We start from the raw sequence: 20349 nt of genomic DNA on the forward strand, positions 1-20349 counted from the left end.
AAGGAAAAAGTACGGTGGCAAGAGCAAGAAGGAAACACCTGTAACCATGCCGAACACAGTAGTTAAGCTTCTTCACGCCGAGAGTAGTTGGTGGGAGACTGCCTGCGAGGGTAGGACGCTGCCGTGCTTTTTAGTATTCCGGCTTAGCTCAGTTGGTAGAGCGCTTGACTGTTAATCAAGATGTCGTCAGTTCGAGTCTGACAGCCGGAGCGAAGAGAGAAGAGGACCAAGAGGTCCTCTTTTTTTGTACATTTATGCTTAAGTGGCGATGGCTATTATATTAGAAATAGGTGAGCTAATTTTTAAAGAATGTGACATTAAACCTTTTTAACGATAAAATAATATTGGATATGTTTTATCTAAAGGAGGAAATCTCATGGTAGGAATTATTTTAGCCAGCCATGGTGGTTTTGCTGACGGTATTGCGGAATCTGCGCAAATGCTGTTTGGCGAACAAGATAATTTTGCTCATGTCATTTTGAAACCCGATGAAGGTCCAGATGACATTAGAGGCAAAATGGAAACAGCAATTGCTTCATTTGAAAATCAAGATGAAGTTTTGCTGATAGTTGATTTGTGGGGAGGTACGCCATTTAATCAAGCCAATGCACTGCTTGAAAAGCATTCTAATTGGTCTATTGTTACTGGTATGAACTTACCAATGGTTGTTGAAGCATTGACACAGAGAATGACTAATCCTGATGCCACTGCTCATCAGATTGCAACTGCTATTGTTAAGCCGGCAAAGGATGGTATTAAAACCAAGCCAGCGGACTTAATGCCGCAGGAATCTGCAACAACCCAAAAACAGTCCCAACCTGCTAATTCAGCTAATAAGAAAACTATTCCTGAAGGTACTGTTGTTGGTGATGGTCATATTAAGTTTGTCTTAGCGCGAATTGATTCACGACTTTTGCATGGTCAGGTGGCTACAGGCTGGATACCGACTATGCACCCAGATCGTGTAATTGTGGTTTCCGATAGTGTGGCTAAAGATGAAATGCGTAAAAGCATGATTCGTGAAGCCGCTCCTGCAGGTGTTAAAGCACATACTGTTCCGTTAAAGAAGATGGTGGAGATTGCTAAAGATCCCCGTTTTGGTAATACACATGCCTTACTGCTTTTTGAAAATCCGGAAGATGTTTTGAAAGTAATCAAAGCAGGTGTTGACATTAAGACTGTTAATGTCGGTTCAATGTCTTACAAAGTCGGAGACGTCAATGCAAACAACGTATTGTCTATGAATCAAGAAGATGTTGATACTTTCCACGAACTTGAAAAAATGGGAGTTAAGTACGATGTGCGTAAAGTTCCAACAGATAAAGAAGGCAATATGGAAGCTATTTTAAATAAAGCTCAAAGTTTGCTTGACGAACAGAACAAGTAGGAGAATAGGAGTAAAAAATGAACGCTATTCAAATGATTTTAGTTGTCATAGTTGCCTTTCTTGCAGGTATGGAAGGCATCTTAGACCAATGGGAATTTCACCAACCATTGGTTGCTTGTACATTAATTGGTCTTGTAACTGGTAATCTGGTTTTAGGTGTTATCCTAGGTGGATATTTACAAATGATTGCCCTAGGCTGGGCTAACATTGGTGCTGCTGTTGCTCCTGATGCCGCCTTGGCCTCAGTAGCTTCCGCTATCATTTTGGTTCAAAGTGGTCAAGGAACAAAAGGTATTGGTATGGCTACTGGTATTGCTATGCCTCTGGCCGTTGCCGGACTCTTTTTAACTATGATCGTAAGGACAATTTCTACTGGTATTGTTCACATTATGGATGCTGATGCTAAAAGGGGCGATTGGCGTAAAATTAATATGTGGCAATGGCTTGATGTTTGTCTACAGGGATTAAGAATCGCTATTCCGGCTGCACTGCTGTTAGCTATTCCTGCTTCACAAGTTAGATACTGGCTGGGCTTAATGCCAGCATGGCTGAGCGACGGTATGTCAATTGGTGGTGCTATGGTCGTTGCTGTTGGTTATGCAATGGTTATCAACATGATGGCCAGTCGTGAAGTTTGGCCATTCTTTGCCATCGGATTTGCTCTGGCAGCAATAAAAGATTTAACTTTGATTGCTTTAGGTGCAATTGGCTTAGCTTTAGCACTGATGTACTTATCTTTAGAGTCAAAAGGTGGCAATGGCGGTAGCTCAAATTCTGATAATGACGGTACCGGCGATCCACTCGGCGATATCATAGATGACTATTAGAGTGATATTTAAGAGGAGGATTTTATAATGGCTGATAAAAAAATAAAATTAACTAAAGCCGACCGCTTCAAAGTTATGTGGCACTCACAATTTTTGCAAGCTTCATGGAACTATGAAAGAATGCAGAACGGTGGTTATGCATATTCGCTTATTCCTGCTTTAAGAAAACTTTATCCTAAAAAGGAAGACATGGCAGCTGCTTTGCAAAGACACCTGGTATTCTTCAACGTTCACCCTTATCTAGTATCACCAATTTTAGGTGTTACTTTAGCTTTAGAGGAAGACAAGGCTAATGGTGCTAAAGTTGAAGATGAAGCTATTCAAGGTGTTAAGGTCGGAATGATGGGACCTTTGGCTGGCGTTGGTGACCCTGTATTCTGGTACACGGTAAGACCAATTGTTGGTGCCTTAGGTGCTTCAATGGCTATTCAGGGTAACGTTTTAGGACCAATTTTGTTCTTCGTTATTTGGAATGTAATTAGATTGGCCTTCATGTGGTATACACAGGAATTTGGTTACAAGGCCGGTTCTGCGATTACCAATGATATGTCTGGTGGTCTTTTACAAAAAGTAACTCGTGGCGCCTCCATGATGGGTATGTTTGTTTTAGGCTCCTTAATTGAACGCTGGGTTAACATTAAGTTCACTCCGATTGTCTCAAAGACACCTGTTCAAAAAGGTGGCTATATTGATTGGGGATCACTTCCTGCTGGTGCCAAAGGAATTCAGCAAGCTTTAATAGATCAAGCTAACGGCTTATCACTAACTAAGTTTAAAGTAACTACTTTACAAAACAACTTGGATAGCTTAATTCCGGGATTAGCCGGTCTGCTACTTACTTTCCTTTGCATGTGGCTATTAAAGAAGAAAGTTTCACCAATTTTGATCATTATTGCCATCTTTATTGTCGGTGTTGTTTTACACGTTTTGCATGTGCTTTAATCAAAAATGGTTGAATCAAAAAATACTAAAGTTGATTTAACAGCAAATGCAACTTGGTTTCGTGCGTTATCAACATACGGTAAAGTAATGGTTGGAGATAAGGCGTTTGAATTTTATAATGATCGCAATGTCTCTGATTATGTCCAAATTCCGTGGCAAGAAGTTACCTACGTGGTAGCGGATGTTTATTTTCATGGACGCTATATACCTCGTTTTGAAATTCGCACTCGTGCAAATGGTAAGTTTATTTTTACTACGCGAGATAATAAGAAAACTTTACGTGCTATTCGTCAATATGTTCCCGCTGAACATATGCGACAAGCGCTGGGATTATGGCAAAAAATCAAAAGAAGAATAAGGCATAATTAAAAAAGTTCCTAGACAAAAGCAATTGTCTAGGAATTTTTTTTGTTAATTATTGGTTTTAATACTTATGTCTCCCACAACACCTAATTCTACAACAATTTTCTGTTTCAAAGCTTGAATTGCTTTGTCAGCCCTTTCCTTTTGACTATCAGTTACTGCTTCCATGATTAATATTGCATAGGTAGTATCTTCTGTGAGCATCGTCCTCTTGCCATCACGCCAATTAAGTGAACGACATACAGCACCCTTTTGATCATAATATATTACTTCACCTGCTCTAGGCGGATCACTTTTTTCGGCACCTAAAGGATAAAAATCTTCATTTCCAGTTGCTACGCCGAGGTGCATTTGACCGGCAATTTGATCAAGATCTTCACCACCACATGGAACGGCGTACTCTAAAGAGACACTATTATAAATATCCACTAAAGGATTAATGGGATTAAAGGTTTTAGCTTGAGAGACTCTTTTTAAGAGGGCCTCAATTGAAGAACGAGCACCCTTTTTCTTTTTAAATTTCGTAAGGACCTCACGCCATTCGGCAATAACAATGTTGTCTTTAAAATCTTTAGCCGTTAAATACTGTTTTGCTTCTTCTTCAGCTTGATTGAGCATAGTTTGATAGTTGTCTGAAATGTCAGGAATATGATTATTAATGCCATTAACAATTAATGTGTAAATTTTTGCCTGGGGAAAAATTGACCAAAAAGTATTATCAACAATTAGTTCTTGCATGAGTTACCTCCCAAAATAAAAGCACCTAGCAAACTCTACTAAGAACTAAAGAGTTTGCTAAGTGCTGTCGCCCGGTGGCGATATTTCTTAATTTTCTAAAATTTTAATATAAAAGATTTTCAAATGCAAGTATAATCATGTCGTCTTTTCTTTATGCCAAATTTTAGACACGGTTGACAAAACTATGAAGGTTAACAGGGCTGAAATCATTGCTATTCTGTTTGCAGGTAAAATTAATAATAAAATTATCATTAAAATAAAAAAGATTAAAGTAATGTAATCTAAAAAAGGAAATCCTGGCATTTTGAAATCAGTTAGTTCTTGTTCAGGTGTCTTTTTTCGGTAGGCTATATGAGTTAAAAGCATCAGACACCAGATAATTAAAAACATACTGGTAGAGGTAGAGGAAATAAAATTAAAGGCTTCATTGCCAATAATAATAATAACAAATGGTGCTAAGGCCATTAAGCAGGCTGATAGAATTAAAGCATTTTGTGGTAATTGTCTTCTTAGGTGACCAAATGTCTGATTCCATTTGCCTTTGCCGTTAAAGGTGACAGAAAATAGCAACCGGCCAGCACTATAAAGAATACTATTAGTTGAAGAAACAGCTGCAGAAATGACAACAAAGTTGATAATTGAACCAGCATTGCGAATACCGGTTGCCGCTAAAGTCTGCACAAACGGACTGGAATTTGTAGCCACCTTATCCCAGGGAATAACGACTAGGATAGCGATAATAGCGAGAACATAAAATAGTATTATCCTCATTGGTACTTCGTTAATGGCCTTTCTAATAGTTACTTTAGGATTTTGGGCTTCGGCAGCAGTCAAACCTACTAATTCAACTCCAACAAAGCTAAAGATAACCATTTGGAAACCGGAGAAAAAGCCAGTACTCCCTTTAGCAAAAAAACCACCGTGAGTGGATAAGTTGGCTAAAGTAACAGGTCCAAAAGTGGTTTTTCCACCAGTTATTAACAAATAGGCTACTAAAATCACAAAGGCAATAACTGTCACAATTTTAATAATGGCAAAACTAAACTCCAAATTACCGAAAAGCCGCGCAGAAAGTAAATTGATAAATAGTAAAATTGCGATCGTGATTAATCCAGGCACCCATGTGGGTAAATGGGGGAACCAGTATTGAAAGTATATGCCTAAGGCTGTCATTTCTGCCATACCCAAGGTAACCCAACTAATCCAGTAAAGATACCCGGAGATAAAACCAGTATTTTTACCCAAATATTTTTCAATAAAGTCAATATAGGTATGCTTAGATAAATCTGAAACAATTAGCTCACCCAAAGCTCGCATTAGTAGAAATAAGAAAATACCAACGACGACATAAATCAGAATGACACTGGGACCGGCTCGTCTAATGCTATTACCTACACCTAGAAATAAACCAGTCCCAATTGTGCCACCCAGGGCAATCAATTGAATATGCGCGTTAGTCAAGGTTCGTTCGTAACCAGAACCGTTATTTTCCTCTTCTTCGCTCATTAAATCACTCCAAATACTTAAAAATTAGTTACATTATTAAATTATAGCATTATACATAAGCGTATGTTTTTAACCAAACCAAAATTTGAACAAATTGTAAATTTTGTTATGCTAAAAAAGGCTTTATTTAAAGACAAATTGTAGTATCATATACTTTATTAAAAATAAATTAAGGAGGAAGATTTAATGTTTACCATTGGCCAATTTACTGTTAACAACTTGGAGATTAGTTTAGTATTACCGGAAGTCAGTCATGCGGAAGCTTTATATGAAATTATTGTTCATGACCGTGATCAGCTGGCACACTTCTTACCCTGGGCCGGTAAGATTACAAGTGTCAAAGATGAGGTTGATTTTATTAAGGCAATGCGAGTTGACACCGCAAATTATAAGAAACTGGTTCTGGTTGTTCTTGTCAATGGCAAACCAGCTGGAATGGTTGATCTGCACAATATTAAGCTAAAAAATGAAAGCGGCGAAATAGGCTATTGGCTGGGACAAAAATATCAGGGTAACGGAATCATGACCCAGGCCGTTAAAAAGTTAGTAGATGTATCATTTAACCAATTTGGGTTGCACAGCATTAAATTACTGGCAGATCATAATAATAAACCTAGTAGAGCCATTGCAGAAAGACTGCACTTTGAACATGTGGCCAGGCTCAAAGATGAAGTCAAGTATCACGGCAAGTTCTGTGATATGGAGTTATATATCACATTTAATCCTAAAAACTAATCAAAAAAATTGCTGGTAAGTTTTACCAGCAATTTTGTTATTTATCTGCATATCCTTGAGGATGACTTTGGTGCCATTTCCATGCACTTGTCATCATATCTTCAGCGTTCTCATGTTGTGGCTCCCAGCCTAAAATAGTTCTGGCCTTAGCTGAATCGGCAACTAAACTGTCAGGATCACCTGCACGGCGTGGTCCCATAGTATATGGAATTTCAACATTGGTAACTTTACGAGCCGCTTGTAAGATTTCCAAGTTGGAGTAGCCGTGAGCAGTCCCGAGGTTGAAAACATCAGATTTATTAGTTGTAACTAAGTGCTTTAATGCTAATAGGTGCGCGTCAATTAGATCTTCGATTTGAACGTAATCTCTTACGTTAGTACCATCTTTAGTGTCGTAGTCGTTACCAAAAATGGTAAATTTGCCATCGCCACTGACAGCACTTTTTAGAATGTTGGGGATTAAGTGCGTTTCCGGAGAGTGATCTTCTCCGATTGACCCATCACTTGCGGCCCCGGCTACGTTAAAGTAGCGCAATGCAATTGACTTGATACCATCAGCTTTGTCTGCCCAGTGCATAATTTTTTCCATTATTACTTTGGTTTCGCCATAAGGGCTGATTGGATTAAGAGGTGAATCTTCAGTAATTGGTAACTTCTTAGGGATGCCATATGTGGCAGCGCTGGAAGAAAAGACCAGATAATTTACACCGGCATCTTTCATTGCTTCCAATAAAGAAATCATGCCAGAAACATTATTATCATAATATTTGAGTGGCTTTTGCACAGATTCTGGTACTAAAGAATAAGCAGCAAAGTGCATGACTGCCTCAATCTTTTCTTTACGCAAAATTTGACTGACTAAAAACTTGTTTTCAATATCTCCTTGGTAAAACTTGGCTTTAGGATTAACTGCCTTTCTGTGTCCTGTATATAAAGCATCCAAAACAACAACATCATTATTTTGTTCGATTAATTTTTTAACAGCTACTGAGCCAATATACCCGGCACCGCCGATAACTAAAACGCGCATAATTTCCTCCACTGGATTAGTAATTTTGTATTCCGTCTAAATTTTAGCACATTCTGGCCATTTAAAAGATAATTTATTGACAGTAAAATAAATTTGCAATAAAGTTACTTTTAGTAAGATAGTAAGAAAGAAGTATCAAAATGATTCATAATTCAACCATCAACCATCAAATTAATCATCGCTCCATCCGTAAATTTAAAGATAAAACTTTAAGCGCAGAACAATTAAATACTTTGTACACCGTTTTTCAACATACAGCGACCAGCATGTTTATGCAAAATGCGACAATGCTTCATATTACTGATGAAGGTAAAAGGGCTAAAATCAGGGAATTATGCGGACAAAAATATGTCGGAGCGGAAGGAGATTTGTTTATCTTTGTGGTAGATTTATACCGCAACCAACAAATTCGCCGTCAGTTAGGTAAAGATGACGGCCGCGTTCATACCACTGATATTTTCTTTCAAGGGCTGGACGACACATTACTTGCTTGGCAAAACGTGGCTAATGCTGTTGAAAGCATGGATTTAGGTTATGTGCCACTAGGAACCATTAATGATCACCCTTTAAAAATGTTGGAAGTGCTAGACTTGCCTAAATTAACGTTTCCAGCTTTAGGGATGCAAGTAGGTATTCCCGATCAAGAGCCACAATTAAAGCCGCGTTTGCCACTCGAATTTACGACTTTTGAAAATGAGTATCCGCGTGATTTTAAAGTGGGAGACTTAAAAGAATATGATCAAGTAGTTACAACTTACTATGATTTGCGGGATGCCAATAGGCGCATTGATTCTTTTACTAAACAAATAACAGGTGATAAATTAAATGACAAAAGAATCAACCGTGATAAGTTGCCAGAATTGTTGCACAAGCAAGAGCTTTGTCTAGATTGGAAATAAAATAAAAGTCGTACATTCGATTGCACGATTTTTTTTGTTTTGGTATAATTTAAACGTTGTGAAAGTTGCTGATTTAGCTCAGTTGGTAGAGCGTTTCCCTCGTAAAGAAAAGGTCGCCAGTTCGATTCTGGCAATCAGCATAGATAAAGTTAATAAGTATTTCCAAGTCTTTCGAAAAAGTTAACTGTAACTTGATTTGAAAGACTTTTTCATTACTTTAAAATAATGCGAAGTTCTTAATAATACGATTTTTTAAATAGCACAATTCAAATACATAGGAAAATATGTGTATTTATAATGTGTTTAAGTAAATTTTATGAGTATTAGATATGTTGATTTAACAGGCCTTAGAGCCTGTTTTTTTGTGTGCTTTATTGGTATATAATAAATTTAAAATAGTACTTTTTAGGTTGTTGTAAAGGAGAATAGATGGCAACTAGTGTGAGAAAATTTCAACAAGATATTTTAAATGGAATTGATTTAAGTCGTTTACTAAATGAAGCATATGCTATTTCAATTAAAATAAAAGATAAGGAAATGGAAAAATGGTGCCATTGTGAAATATCAGGATACGATAATGTTGATAATGTGCCAGAGTATAGAAAAATTTCTGTTAGATTTGTAGTAGATGGTACATTTAGAAAGAATATTCCTGCTGAAATACCTACTGATTATGATTTTTTAGGTTATCATAAAGTTACAAATTCTATATTTTCGTTAATAAAATTTACACAGCAAACTGAGCATCAAGCAGTATCTTTTGAGTTTGATAACAAAATTAACAGAGATTTATGTAAATTATATAATTGCCCTTTAGATTATACTTTTAAACAACAAGCCGCTATTAGTCAGTTATCTGGTATAGAAGATAAAGTTAAAGAAAAGATTATTAATTGGGGGATGCATCTTAAACCAGAAACACTAGAAGAAGTAAGTAAAAATGTGAAAACAAATTCGCAAACAATAAACAATTATAATATCTCAGGTAATGTAAATAATAGTCAAATTCAACAAGGAAATAATAATTCAAAACAAAAGAGGAGCTCCATTAAGGATTTGATAGGCAACTTATTTGGGAGTTTATTTGGACATCTATTTAAGTAAAAAATAAATAATAGTTATAACAGGCTTTAGAGCCTGTTTTTTTATGTGTTAGATTATCACAAAAGGGCATTTTAGTTAAAAATAAACAAATGACTTTTTAGACTGAAGTTTATAATATAATTAAAAGTTTATACATTTTATGAGAAAAAGATGGTACTTTTGATGAACTAATTAATCAGATAGATGAAAATTTGGATAAGCAAAGAGATAAAAAAACTGCATTTGAAAAAATTGTAGTTGCTGATCTAAAAAATGAACCAGCTTATAAGAAAAAATTTGAAGATGTTTGGATACTTAATGAAGTTTCTGCAAAATACCGTATATCTAAAAAAGATACAGGTGTAGATATTGTAGCTAAGGACTATGATGGAAATTCAACAGCGGTCCAAACCAAAATCTTTAAAGGCAAAGTAAGTATAAAGTTTGTATTGATTCTTTTATAGCGGAGACAGGAAAAGACGTTTATTTTATTAGGCTACTTGTATCCTCTGCTGATCAATGGAATAATAATGCTCAATCAACGTTGGTGGAAAACACAACTAAACCATTCATCACTGTAGGACTTAGTCAGCTCCGTAATGCTCATTTTGATTGGAAAAAGTTTTATTTGCTAAAGAAAATCAAAAGCCAAAGAATATTAGAGATTATCAATAAGTAACAATGGAAATTTTGGCATTAGCTTACTGGTAGCTTTTATTCCAGAAGCTGGATTAGCATTGTATGAGTTGTGTCGAAAAAATATGTATGGATGGATTGTTACTCCAATCAATAACACAATGCATACTGCTAGGCTGATTAAAGAAAGCAGGCCATTATATAGAACATTTTTGTTTACAACAAAATTGTAAGAGCTCCAATCTTTTTTCTTGGTACCTGGAAGAATGGAGATTATTTACATACTTTCAAACCAAGTGGTTGTCCAAATGCTAACGTAGATCTTCTTCCGATTCTTTAAGGGGAATTATTAGAATTTGAAGTTATTCCAACAGGTAGTATTGCTAAATAATATATCATTAGAAAACATCGAAGTAGAAGTAGAAATAGAGTAAGAGCAGTGATAAATGAAGAATTTAATTAATATAAAGGTTTTTTCAAAAATTGGAGAACCAATTCTTCATTTTTATTCAATTTCCTAAAAAATTAGCATTGCTACGAACATATGTACTATAATTTGCTTATATGATTTCGTAGAATATAGGATAGTAAGCATTTATGAAACAAAAACAAACTTTTTCAGATAAAGTTTTTCAATTTGATCAGGAATTAGGTAATGTAAAAATTGATTTACACGCTCCTTATAAATTAATTAATCCTTATAGTGGCAGAAACAAAAAGCAAGTTTTGCAAGTGGTCCAAACTTTCTATCAGAAATATTTCAATGACAACAACAAGCGTTGTTTAATATTAGGTAGTTCACCGGCAAGAAGAGGTTCAGCTATAACTGGAGTTCCTTTTGAAGATGCTTCCAATCTCCAAAAAGAAACAGGAATCTCAATAGCAAATTTTCATATCAGTAATGCCTCTTCTAGTTTTTTGACAAAAGTCATAGATAAATATGGTGGAAGGAACAAATTTTATCATGATTTTTACCTCAATTTTGTTTGTCCTTTAGGCATTTGCAAGACTAATTCTAAGGGTAACCAAGTAAACTGCAATTATTATGAAAATAAGCGAGTTGAAGAAATGTTAACTCCTTTTATGGTTTCTGCACTTAAAACGCAAATTAACTTTGGAATTGATACTTCTGTTTGTTACTGCATCGGCAGTGGTCAAAATTATCAAGAACTAAGCAAAATTAATAAGAAATTACATGTGTTTCAAAAAATAATTCCACTTGAACATCCGCGTTTTGTTACACAATATCATCCTGAAGATGAAGAAAAATATCTGACTAAGTATCTCAATGCTTTGACGTATAAATAATAATCATTAGTTTTTAAAGATAAGTGAGGTCATCAATTTATGTCCGATGTAATCCTTGAAAAAGTAAAAACAATTTATCAAATGTACCAAAATGGTGATTTAGGTGATACTACTTTACCTGAGGATAGTAATCCGCACCTAGATCCAAGCACTAACGAAAATGCGCTTTATTTCACGTTGCCAATGGCTTTAAATTATCAGAGAAATTCATATACTTTGTGGGAAAATGCCTTGAAGACGTATAAAGATCCCGAAACTAGTTTTGTTTTTATACCGGCAAAAGTTATTACTGCTGGGTATGAAGCAGTGCAAAAAGGTTTGACTAAGTATCGGCTTGCTTTGCAACAGAACAAGCAAACAGATATTTGGCTTAAACTCTGTCAGACGTTTACAGAGCTTTCTGATGGTAGTGTTATTAAATTCACTAACAACTTGGATAATGATGTGAATAAGATTAGGAATTTTATGCAAAAAGATGCCAAGAAAAAGTTTCCATACTTGTCTGGTAATAAGCTTTGCAATTATTGGCTATATGTTCTTAGCAACTACACAGTAATTCCTTTGAAAAATACCAATGATATTTATATTGCTGCAGATAGGCATATAATAAGGGCAAGTTATAAATTGGGCTTGATTACCAAAGAACAAATGGAAAGTTCTAAAGTGCAAACCTATGTAATTAATGCTTGGGCAAAAGAATTACAGGGCACTGAATTTGTCCCAACCGACCTGCAAAATCCATTATGGTTGTGGAGCAGGAATGATTTTAAAAATCTGACTGCTTCTAATGCAAGGAAAAATTAAATATAAATAACATCTTTTTTATTAAAAACGTTTAAATAAAATTACTTTAAACAAAAAACCTTTCAAAACAATTCTTAACGAATCTGTATCTGAAAGGTTTTATTTTGGAATTGTACTTTTAATGATTAAAAAAGCTTACGCGTAATAATCAATAATTGCTTTCAACGTTTTCGCAGCGTCAGGATTACCAGTGCCTTCTGCATAATATTTGTTAAAGCGTGTGTCGCAGACATACATTCGGGCAAGATTCTTGTGGGCTTCTCCCGAATACTGACCTTTAGGCCATATTGTCAATAAACATTCTTTGTGTAAGTCAAAAATGTGCTTGGCAGCAGATTGTTTGACACCAGCAGTCTTATCAAAGTCTTTTAATTCAGTTAAAATTTCAGCACTCAGTTTTTTGAAATGTGCTAATTCATTTTCAGATAAAGAACTAAATTTTTGATTACTAAAATCTATTTTAGTATCCCCATATTTTTTCCTGATTTCTGCGCCATATTGTTTTTCATTTTTGTTAATCATTTCTTTTTTTAATGCGGCAAATTTTTCCGTGTCAGTCATTTGTGTTTCTCCCTTCATTGTTGCAAGTGTCTTGTCTAAGTTCTTAATCAAATCATCTAGATATTGCTTTTGAGCTACTAATTTGCTCCGCTGGTTTCGTAAAACTTGATATTGAGTTTTCGGTGAAGTCTGCATCACCTGTTTTATCTGAGCTAGTGGCAAGTCAAATAGCTTTAAAAATAGAATTTTTTGCAATTGATCAACTTCGCTTTCCTCATAATAGCGATAATTATTTTCGGGATTCCTGCGCGCTTTTAAAAGTCCCTGTTTATCGTAATAGCGTAAAGTTCGTGTTGAAATGCCGGCTAGTTTTGCTAGTTCATTGATAGAATATGACATGTTTAAAATCTCCTCACTTGCAAATTAAGTATATTGGTTGACGTAGTGTCAAGGTCAAGCACGGAAAATGATTTTTGAGAATAAAAAAGCCAGTAACTCAATCAAGATTACTGGTTTTTTACTATGATATTTAGTTTACGACGTTTAATTTTTCACCTTTTAGAAATGCTTGCAGATTATCAACGACTACACCAAGCAAACGATTACGGGTTTCGCGCGGTGCCCAAGCAATGTGGGGGGGTGATATAGCAGTTTTTAGCAGAAAGAAGTGGACTGTCAGCAGGAATGGGCTCTTTTTGGGCAACGTCAATCCCCGCTGCAGCGATCTTGCCTTCATTTAAGGCGTCTGCGACGTCTTTTTCATTAATTAAACCACCACGAGCAGTATTAATTAAAATGACGCCATCTTTCATTTGACTAATTGCTTCTTGATTAATCATTTCAGTGGTTGCCGGCGTTTGTGGCACGTGTAAACTGACGATATCTGCTTTGTGATAAAGTTCGTCAAGTTTAACCTGTTCAACGTAATCCGGTAAATCTGATTTTGGCCGATGATTCCAAAAAATTATATTCATAGAAAAAGCATGTGCAATTTCTGCTACTTTTTTAGCTATATTGCCAAAGCCAATTAATCCTAAAGTTTTGCCCTTTAGTTCCATTAACGGCTTTGCCCAAAAAGTAAAATCAGGATTGCTGCTCCAGCGCCCTTCATGGACTAACTGATTATGTAAACCTACTTGACTAGTAATTTCAAGTAACAATGCAAAAGTAAATTGCGCAACGGCATCAGTACCATAAGTAGGAATGTTAGTCACGGGAATACCAGCTTCATGAGCCGCTTTGGTATCGACAATATTGTAACCAGTAGCAGTCACACCAATATATTTAATGTTGGGTGCCATTTTTAGCACTTTTTCATCAAGTGGAGTTTTATTAGTTAAAACTATTTCTGCGTCTCCAATACGTTTCAAAATTTCAGTATCATCGTCAACTGGTGTCCGATCATAAAAAGTGCATTCGCCTAGTTTTTCAAGGGATGTCCAGTCTAAATCACCAGGATTCAAGGCATAGCTGTCTAAATTAACAATTTTCATAATTTGAACCTCACATTATTATATCTGTACTTCTTAAGTTTACTACATATATAGCGCGGATAATTAAAAAACTTTGATAGTATTAATGTAGTAACTGAAACCATATTTGACAGTATTTATAAATAAATCTAAACTTAACGAGTATTCTGCTTTTTTAGTAATACTAAAATATTATTAATTAGGTTGAAATAAAAAGCTTATAACATGCGACTTCTAGATTTTAAAATAAGTTACATTTTTTAAATAGTGGTTTAAATAAGTTTAGTAAATAAATATAGAAGTTAGTGGAATTAAGAAGGAGTTATCAATGAAAAAATGTCCTCAATGTGGCGCCATCATGGATAAAGACGTCAATTTTTGTACGTCTTGTGGTTATGACTTGCGCAACATTAGTGTGCAAAAAGAAGAAACTGTTTCTACCTCTGAGATAAAAGATTCTCCAAAAATAAAGGCAAAGCAACCTAAGTTTCAATTAACAGTTGCCAACAATATAAATAATTCGAAAGGACAATATTTAAGTTATTGGCAATGGTGTATTGATTCTTGGCGTAATCCAGGTACAAGTAGTGTTAATGTAGCAAGCTGGTATGGTTGGTTAACAATTTTGATTAAGGACGCTTTAATAGTTTTAGGACTGTATTTTTGTGCTAATACTATTATTAATACTGTAATTGGCTGGGCTAACCATCGGGGTAGTAACATTAGTGGCTGGGAAAATTTTCATGTCCCTTTTAATATCATGCTTGAAATATTTCTCGTGATGGTAATCTTTGAAGTAGTAGTAATCGGCGGCTTTTATGCTGGCTATAGATATGTGTATGATAGACAACTTAGCTTTTTGGAATTTGTTAACCGCAGTGTACATGCTTGTAATTTAAATCTAATTCTTTCAGCCGCATTCTTTTTGTTAATGATTTTAGGACTTAATAGTATTAAGTTTGTTATTACTTTGCTTGTGATCATGCTGGGTCTATTTATGGCAAGCCAACATGTTATCTTGTTTGGCGATCAAGGAGCCGTTCGTGATAAAATTTACGGATTTTTAATTGCCTTTGCTATTATATTTTTGTGCCTAATGATTTTAGATTCTATTATTTATAGTTCTATGATTAATTCAATTATTAGCGAAATTATGTCAATGCAGAACGGATCAATGTAGATAGTGTGAGTAAAATGAGTGATTCTAAATTTTGTCCTAATTGTGGTCAACAAATAAAAAAACCAGATGCAGAATTTTGTCCTAATTGTGGTCATAAGCTTTCTCAAACCAAGCTTAGTCGAAAAGAATATCATTCCCAGGAAACTAATTTTTCGGAGCAAACAGCTGTTAAACAACAAGTCACGGCAAATTCGGTTCATCGTCCCATGAAAAAAAGAAATAAAATCTTACTAATTTGCTTAGGGGTTTTAGTGATAGCATTTGCTGCATTTTACGCGTGGGGTTCTAACCACTATCAAAAAAATAACCAAATTAATCAGATTACGGCAAGCTTAAAAAACCCGCATGCCGATTTAGCCCAATATGTTGTCTCTGAAAATCCAAATGCACGAGTAACAACAGCAGCTCTAAAGCCTACCCAAGAGTATTACGCTGAACATTATGTTGAAGCTGACAAGATGGCAGAAGCCTTTAAATATGGCGATCAATATGAAAATGTCAGTTTAGTTCAAAACGGCCGCTATTTACTTTTATTTCCTAAATATTGTTTGCAGTTAAAAACTTATTCACCGCAGATAAGAACCAATCACGCCAACTCTACTATCTATATTAATAACAAAAAATTTGGTGGAGTTGATGGTAGTGGTGAAGATTATTATAAAAAGATTACGCCATTATTTCCTGGCAAATATCATATTGCAGTCAAATCCATTGCATCAGGCCATCAGTTAACTGCTGATAAAAGTACTAGTATTTTTTCCAATAAAGAAATTGATATGAATATTAAAACAGTTAACTTTACCATTAAAAGTATTCCTGGCGCTGATGTCTACATTAATGATAAAAATGTTGGAAATCTTGATAAAAGAGGAAATAAGGTATTTAAAGATTATCCGATAACTGATGATATGAAAATTTATGTGGTTACTAAAATTGATGGCAAATCGATTAAATCGAAAACTGTTGACTATGATGAAATGGGATTTGAAGATGATGATGACAGCAGCAATAATGTAATTAAACCTGAATGGCCAGGTTTAATTAATAAAGATGATGCTGAAGAAATTTTAGAAAATGATTTTAATTCACCAGACGAAGATGACTTTGTTGGTGGTGCCGAAAACAAAGGCTATCAAGAATTGCACTCTCAAAATTCTGGCTTTAATAATGATGACGATATTATTGATTACAATATGGAGTGTTCTGTAGTTTCGATTACACCAGCTCCAAATAATTGTAGTAGCGTCACTTATAAGATTACTTATACTTTTGAACATGATGATTTTGAACATAAACAGGTTCTGCTCTATACTGGTGGCCTTTTTAAGCAAACTGGAGATAGTGACGATGGTAGTCAAAAGATTAAATCAATCGGAAATGGCAAAATAATTAGTGATAAAAAGTATGATAATTAACATAATTTTTCAAGAACTAGTTTATTTAAAATAGTTTTATTAATAAAGCGCTTTCCTTTTTGAATGAATAAAAGAACAATTTTTTAAAGAAAAACATCTGTTATAACCATCAATATTGTGCTATTATTTTTTATATAATAAGAAAGAGAGGTAGTTTTCTTCATATGCATGTATTAACTCAAATTGATGAGCCTTTTGCAATGGGGAAAGTGCGGCTTTCTTATCTATATAAATTGTTGCTGCTGTTTTTTAATATGATCAATAATAGACTTAGCTTGATACATTACTATTATGCTAAGTCTTTTTTGATTGCTATATTTCCAGATTAGGAGGAAATTATGCCGAAATTTAAAAAGTTTTTAGTTGGTGCTATTGCAGTTTTAGGTACAGCTCTACTTGCTGGATGTTCTAATTCAGCTAAAAAGCAAGCTGATGGTGGTACACCAAAGTCTCTCAATGTGCAGTTCGTACCCAGCGTTTCTGCGAATACGCTAGAAACTAAGGCAAAGCCATTAGAAAAAATGTTATCCAAGCGTCTGGGAATCCCAGTTCATGTTTCAGTTTCAACCAGTGGTAATGCATTGGTAGAAGCAATGAAGTCTAAAAAAGTAGATGTTGGCTTTTTACCAGGGGATGACTATGTGCAGGCTCATAAACAGCATGCAGCTGACGTTTTATTACAGTCAGAGCGTTTTGGCTTGAGCAGGCCAGACGGCAACTGGACTAAAAAATTAGTTCATACTTTCCATTCCGAGATTTTAGTTAGAAAGGACTCTGGCATTAAGAGCTGGAAGGATCTTAAAGGAAAGAAGATCTCAATTCAAAGCCCAACCTCAACATCTGGTTATATTTTCCCAATTGCTGAGTTAAAGCAAAAGGGATTCGATGTTCCTCGTAGTTGCAAATTAGTTACTACCACTGGGCACGATCAAGCCGTACTAAATGTTTTAAATAAAGACACTGATGCAGCTTTTGTTTTTGAAGATGCCCGCAACAATGTAATCAAGGATAATCCTAAGATTAAGTCCGAAGTTGTGCCAATTTACTATACTCGTGCTATTCCAAACGACACTATCTCAGTTATTCCTAGTTTGTCAAAATCCTTCCGGGAAAAATTAGCTAACGCGTTTATTGCGATTGGCAAGTCTAAGGAAGGTAAGAAAGTAATCGAACGTGTTTACTCACATGAAGGATATGTCAAAGCCAAAGATAGTGACTATGACACTGTGCGCAAATATGAAAAAATTTCCCAGTCGATTTCTAAATAATCTGGCTATTAGATAATATTAAATGCATCTTTTCAACTAAAAGTGAAAAAGATGCATTTTTTGTGGAGAAAATATAAACTAAATTCAGATAAATATAAGTTTTTAACTAATTGCAATCGTAATTTTGTAAAAAAGCTACAGATTGTTTTAATAAACTTAAATGTAATTTGCAAACTTTTTAGTTCAAATAATAGCTTTCGAACAATTTCAAACATTGACAAACAAAAGCTAACAACTATAATAAAAATGAACTAAGTTAGTTGCTTAATTTAGTTAAGAAGTAGGTTACTAATGTTAAAGAGTGAAAGACTGAAAACTATTTTACAAGTAGTAAAAACTCAGAAGTTTGTCACAGTTGATGAATTGGCACGGGCTTTAAAAGTTTCGGATATGACAATTAGACGGGACCTCAATGAATTACATAAAGCAAATAAAATTTTGCGTATTCATGGTGGTGCTCAATTATTGTCTGACCAGATTCGGACCGAAAAAAGCTACCAGCAAAAGCGGGAAATTCATAGTAAAGAAAAGTATGAAGTAGCTAAAAGAGCTTGTAACTTAATCCACGAAAATGATTCAATTTATGTTGGTCCGGGAACAACTTTAGAATTACTCGTTGCTAATCTAAAGATTAAGCATTTGAGAATTGTGACTAATTCATTACCTGTATTCGAAGCCGCAAAAAATAATATGAATGATTACGAATTAATTATGATTGGTGGCTCATATAGAAGAATTAGTGGCGCATTTGTGGGTGCTTTGGCTAATAACCAATTGAAAACTATGTCATTTTCTATTGGGTTTGTTGGCGTCAATGGCATTAATGATACTTCTTTGACAACTGCTAACCTAGAAGAAGGTCAAACCGAGGGTATTGGATTAGACCATTCTCAAATCAAATTTGTTGTTGCAGATTATACCAAGTTGGATCATAGTGATTTTCACCAATTTTATGATTTGCGCAAAGTGGATGGACTAATTACTAACCATGGAATTGAACCTGAGTTGGAAAAGCATTACAGTCAATTTACGACTATATATAAATAGTTTTTTGAGAGGAGATTTGACTATGAAGGTTGTCATTGGTAGTGACAAGGCAGGTTTTGCTTTAAAGGAAAAAGTAAAACAATACTTGGAAGCACACCATTATGATGTTTTGGATGTTACGCCGGAGGCTGCAGAGGACTTTGTAGAATCGAGTTTAAAGGTGACTCACGAAGTCTTAGATAATGGCATCAAAAAGGCCATTATGTTTGACGAATACGGTGTAGGCTCAGCTATGGCTTCAAATAAAGTTAAGGGCATGGTTACAGCAAACGTCAATGAAGAAAGAACTGCACATATGACCGCTATGCACAATGGTGCAAAAGCAATTGCGTTAGGTAGCGGCATCGTAGGCGAAAAACTGGCTTATTCAATCGTGCAGCATTACCTGGATACAGAATATGCTGGCGGACGGCATCAGGTTCGCTTGAATATGCTTGAAGAAATGATTTAAGGAGGCTTACTAATGTTAGATAATGATAGACCACAACCAGAATTTGTTGATCCCAAAGTTGACAAGCATACTGTTATTGCCTTAGGAAACGATCATATTGTAACCTCTGTTAAAATGGCCATTTCTGATCATTTAAAAGAAGAAGGATACCAAGTTATTGATGAAGGTACTCATGACAATACTAGAACTCACTACCCAATCTATGGTAAACGCGTAGCCGAAGATGTTGCCGATGGTCGTGCAGATTTAGGTATTGTTCTTTGTGGTACTGGTATCGGCATTTCTACTGCTGCTGATAAAAACGAGGGAGTTCGTGCAGCAATGGTAGGCGATGTTGCCCAAGCCGAATATGCTCGGCGTGAATTAAATGCCAATATCTTAGGTTTTGGTGGCATTGTTTTAGGACGTGACTTTATTTTTGACATTGTCGATTCATTCTTGAATGCTAAATATGAGTCTACTCCAGAAAGACAAAAACTAATTGCCAAAATAGACGGTATTGCTAAACCAAATCCTGATCAAAAAGATAATGTACACTTCTTTGATGAAGAAAATAAGAAGTGGGCTGAAGGCGTATACCACGATTAATACTAATATAGTTAAATAATAATTTAAAATTTTAATCGCACACAAAAGCCATGACTTAAAAAGGTCATGGCTTTTTCTTATAAAAAAGTATTTTTTATTTAATTCATAAACATGAAGGTTTTGCAAAGATATTTTTAAATTAACTATTCACAGCAAGTTAATTTTCTTA

General features: G+C 35.1%; 21 protein-coding genes, 2 tRNA genes, 1 rRNA gene and 1 pseudogene. 20 read left to right on the forward strand and 5 right to left on the reverse strand.

Going from position 1 to position 20349, the window contains the following annotated elements:
• Positions 1-10: 10 nt before the first annotated feature.
• The 6 genes from rrf (at position 11) to AAA915_RS08500 (ending at position 3525) form a co-directional block, all read left to right on the forward strand.
• Positions 11-127: ribosomal RNA gene (gene rrf, locus AAA915_RS08475) — 5S ribosomal RNA — on the forward strand.
• 10 nt (positions 128-137) lie between these two features.
• Positions 138-210: transfer RNA gene (locus AAA915_RS08480), tRNA-Asn, on the forward strand.
• A gap of 166 nt (positions 211-376) precedes the next feature.
• Positions 377-1387, forward strand: a complete 1011-nt coding sequence (locus tag AAA915_RS08485; protein WP_338201479.1) for a PTS sugar transporter subunit IIB — start codon at positions 377-379, stop codon at positions 1385-1387.
• Positions 1388-1404: 17 nt separating this feature from the next.
• A complete protein-coding gene (locus tag AAA915_RS08490) occupies positions 1405-2214 on the forward strand; it encodes a PTS mannose/fructose/sorbose transporter subunit IIC (RefSeq protein WP_110445630.1) in 810 nt (269 codons plus the stop codon).
• A gap of 27 nt (positions 2215-2241) precedes the next feature.
• Positions 2242-3156 carry a PTS system mannose/fructose/sorbose family transporter subunit IID gene (locus AAA915_RS08495; RefSeq protein WP_294605449.1) on the forward strand — a complete coding sequence of 305 codons (915 nt, stop codon included), beginning with the start codon at positions 2242-2244 and terminating at the stop codon, positions 3154-3156.
• A 6-nt stretch (positions 3157-3162) separates the two neighbouring features.
• Positions 3163-3525, forward strand: coding sequence for a DUF956 family protein (locus AAA915_RS08500; protein ID WP_294605447.1), 363 nt, complete (start codon positions 3163-3165; stop codon positions 3523-3525).
• Positions 3526-3567: 42 nt separating this feature from the next.
• On the opposite strand, the gene AAA915_RS08505 is transcribed toward AAA915_RS08500, so the two are convergent.
• On the reverse strand, positions 3568-4257 hold the full coding sequence (locus tag AAA915_RS08505; protein WP_338201485.1) for a B3/B4 domain-containing protein: 690 nt from the start codon (positions 4255-4257) through the stop codon (positions 3568-3570).
• Positions 4258-4392: 135 nt separating this feature from the next.
• Positions 4393-5763, reverse strand: coding sequence for an amino acid permease (locus tag AAA915_RS08510; RefSeq protein WP_338201487.1), 1371 nt, complete (start codon positions 5761-5763; stop codon positions 4393-4395).
• Between the two features lie 186 nt (positions 5764-5949).
• On the opposite strand from AAA915_RS08510, the gene AAA915_RS08515 reads away from it, so the two are divergent.
• The gene (locus AAA915_RS08515; RefSeq protein ID WP_294832175.1) at positions 5950-6498 is read left to right on the forward strand and encodes a GNAT family N-acetyltransferase; all 549 of its coding nucleotides are present in this window, start codon (positions 5950-5952) and stop codon (positions 6496-6498) included.
• A gap of 37 nt (positions 6499-6535) precedes the next feature.
• On the opposite strand, the gene galE is transcribed toward AAA915_RS08515, so the two are convergent.
• Complete coding sequence (gene galE / locus AAA915_RS08520) at positions 6536-7528, reverse strand: UDP-glucose 4-epimerase GalE (protein WP_338201491.1); 993 nt, start codon at positions 7526-7528, stop codon at positions 6536-6538.
• Between the two features lie 140 nt (positions 7529-7668).
• Here galE and AAA915_RS08525 point away from each other — a divergent pair, with 140 nt between their 5' ends.
• The 7 genes from AAA915_RS08525 to AAA915_RS08555 all read left to right on the forward strand — a co-directional run bounded on the left by AAA915_RS08525 (position 7669) and on the right by AAA915_RS08555 (position 12258).
• Entirely contained in the window at positions 7669-8427 is a 759-nt protein-coding gene (locus AAA915_RS08525) for an NADPH-dependent oxidoreductase (protein WP_338201492.1), read from the forward strand.
• Between the two features lie 67 nt (positions 8428-8494).
• Positions 8495-8567 (forward strand) — tRNA-Thr (locus tag AAA915_RS08530).
• A 289-nt stretch (positions 8568-8856) separates the two neighbouring features.
• Positions 8857-9531, forward strand: a complete 675-nt coding sequence (locus tag AAA915_RS08535; RefSeq protein WP_338201494.1) for an AbiTii domain-containing protein — start codon at positions 8857-8859, stop codon at positions 9529-9531.
• Positions 9532-9722: 191 nt separating this feature from the next.
• Positions 9723-9974, forward strand: coding sequence for a restriction endonuclease (locus AAA915_RS08540; protein WP_338201496.1), 252 nt, complete (start codon positions 9723-9725; stop codon positions 9972-9974).
• 26 nt (positions 9975-10000) lie between these two features.
• Positions 10001-10189: a restriction endonuclease gene (locus tag AAA915_RS08545; RefSeq protein ID WP_338201620.1), complete on the forward strand. Its 189-nt coding sequence runs from the start codon at positions 10001-10003 to the stop codon at positions 10187-10189.
• Positions 10190-10743: 554 nt separating this feature from the next.
• Positions 10744-11454 (forward strand): uracil-DNA glycosylase family protein, encoded by a 711-nt coding sequence (locus AAA915_RS08550; RefSeq protein ID WP_338201498.1) that lies wholly within the window; start codon positions 10744-10746, stop codon positions 11452-11454.
• A 39-nt stretch (positions 11455-11493) separates the two neighbouring features.
• Positions 11494-12258, forward strand: coding sequence for a hypothetical protein (locus AAA915_RS08555; protein WP_338201500.1), 765 nt, complete (start codon positions 11494-11496; stop codon positions 12256-12258).
• Positions 12259-12393: 135 nt separating this feature from the next.
• Here AAA915_RS08555 and AAA915_RS08560 read toward each other — a convergent pair whose 3' ends face one another.
• Positions 12394-13158: a MerR family transcriptional regulator gene (locus AAA915_RS08560; protein WP_338201501.1), complete on the reverse strand. Its 765-nt coding sequence runs from the start codon at positions 13156-13158 to the stop codon at positions 12394-12396.
• A gap of 130 nt (positions 13159-13288) precedes the next feature.
• A pseudogene (locus tag AAA915_RS08565) lies at positions 13289-14252 on the reverse strand (D-2-hydroxyacid dehydrogenase).
• A 307-nt stretch (positions 14253-14559) separates the two neighbouring features.
• Between AAA915_RS08565 and AAA915_RS08570 the strand changes: the two are divergent.
• The 6 genes from AAA915_RS08570 (at position 14560) to lacB (ending at position 20180) form a co-directional block, all read left to right on the forward strand.
• Entirely contained in the window at positions 14560-15411 is an 852-nt protein-coding gene (locus AAA915_RS08570) for a zinc ribbon domain-containing protein (RefSeq protein WP_338201503.1), read from the forward strand.
• A gap of 14 nt (positions 15412-15425) precedes the next feature.
• Entirely contained in the window at positions 15426-16826 is a 1401-nt protein-coding gene (locus tag AAA915_RS08575; protein ID WP_338201505.1) for a zinc ribbon domain-containing protein, read from the forward strand.
• Positions 16827-17164: 338 nt separating this feature from the next.
• On the forward strand, positions 17165-18094 hold the full coding sequence (locus AAA915_RS08580) for a phosphate/phosphite/phosphonate ABC transporter substrate-binding protein (protein WP_338201507.1): 930 nt from the start codon (positions 17165-17167) through the stop codon (positions 18092-18094).
• 291 nt (positions 18095-18385) lie between these two features.
• Complete coding sequence (locus AAA915_RS08585) at positions 18386-19141, forward strand: DeoR/GlpR family DNA-binding transcription regulator (RefSeq protein ID WP_338201509.1); 756 nt, start codon at positions 18386-18388, stop codon at positions 19139-19141.
• Positions 19142-19163: 22 nt separating this feature from the next.
• Complete coding sequence (gene lacA / locus AAA915_RS08590; RefSeq protein ID WP_338201511.1) at positions 19164-19592, forward strand: galactose-6-phosphate isomerase subunit LacA; 429 nt, start codon at positions 19164-19166, stop codon at positions 19590-19592.
• Between the two features lie 12 nt (positions 19593-19604).
• Positions 19605-20180, forward strand: coding sequence for a galactose-6-phosphate isomerase subunit LacB (gene lacB / locus AAA915_RS08595; RefSeq protein ID WP_338201513.1), 576 nt, complete (start codon positions 19605-19607; stop codon positions 20178-20180).
• Positions 20181-20349 lie beyond the last annotated feature (169 nt).

The sequence above is a fragment of the Lactobacillus rizhaonensis genome, assembly GCF_036246345.1.
Lineage (GTDB): Bacteria > Bacillota > Bacilli > Lactobacillales > Lactobacillaceae > Lactobacillus > Lactobacillus rizhaonensis.

Coding starts and splice junctions, on each gene's coding strand:
- AAA915_RS08485 (WP_338201479.1), top strand. CDS start 377: ATGGTAGGAATTATTTTAGCCAGCCATGGTGGTTTTGCTGACGGTATT.
- AAA915_RS08490 (WP_110445630.1), top strand. CDS start 1,405: ATGAACGCTATTCAAATGATTTTAGTTGTCATAGTTGCCTTTCTTGCA.
- AAA915_RS08495 (WP_294605449.1), top strand. CDS start 2,242: ATGGCTGATAAAAAAATAAAATTAACTAAAGCCGACCGCTTCAAAGTT.
- AAA915_RS08500 (WP_294605447.1), top strand. CDS start 3,163: ATGGTTGAATCAAAAAATACTAAAGTTGATTTAACAGCAAATGCAACT.
- AAA915_RS08505 (WP_338201485.1), bottom strand. CDS start 4,257: ATGCAAGAACTAATTGTTGATAATACTTTTTGGTCAATTTTTCCCCAG.
- AAA915_RS08510 (WP_338201487.1), bottom strand. CDS start 5,763: ATGAGCGAAGAAGAGGAAAATAACGGTTCTGGTTACGAACGAACCTTG.
- AAA915_RS08515 (WP_294832175.1), top strand. CDS start 5,950: ATGTTTACCATTGGCCAATTTACTGTTAACAACTTGGAGATTAGTTTA.
- galE (WP_338201491.1), bottom strand. CDS start 7,528: ATGCGCGTTTTAGTTATCGGCGGTGCCGGGTATATTGGCTCAGTAGCT.
- AAA915_RS08525 (WP_338201492.1), top strand. CDS start 7,669: ATGATTCATAATTCAACCATCAACCATCAAATTAATCATCGCTCCATC.
- AAA915_RS08535 (WP_338201494.1), top strand. CDS start 8,857: ATGGCAACTAGTGTGAGAAAATTTCAACAAGATATTTTAAATGGAATT.
- AAA915_RS08550 (WP_338201498.1), top strand. CDS start 10,744: ATGAAACAAAAACAAACTTTTTCAGATAAAGTTTTTCAATTTGATCAG.
- AAA915_RS08555 (WP_338201500.1), top strand. CDS start 11,494: ATGTCCGATGTAATCCTTGAAAAAGTAAAAACAATTTATCAAATGTAC.
- AAA915_RS08560 (WP_338201501.1), bottom strand. CDS start 13,158: ATGTCATATTCTATCAATGAACTAGCAAAACTAGCCGGCATTTCAACA.
- AAA915_RS08570 (WP_338201503.1), top strand. CDS start 14,560: ATGAAAAAATGTCCTCAATGTGGCGCCATCATGGATAAAGACGTCAAT.
- AAA915_RS08575 (WP_338201505.1), top strand. CDS start 15,426: ATGAGTGATTCTAAATTTTGTCCTAATTGTGGTCAACAAATAAAAAAA.
- AAA915_RS08580 (WP_338201507.1), top strand. CDS start 17,165: ATGCCGAAATTTAAAAAGTTTTTAGTTGGTGCTATTGCAGTTTTAGGT.
- AAA915_RS08585 (WP_338201509.1), top strand. CDS start 18,386: ATGTTAAAGAGTGAAAGACTGAAAACTATTTTACAAGTAGTAAAAACT.
- lacA (WP_338201511.1), top strand. CDS start 19,164: ATGAAGGTTGTCATTGGTAGTGACAAGGCAGGTTTTGCTTTAAAGGAA.
- lacB (WP_338201513.1), top strand. CDS start 19,605: ATGTTAGATAATGATAGACCACAACCAGAATTTGTTGATCCCAAAGTT.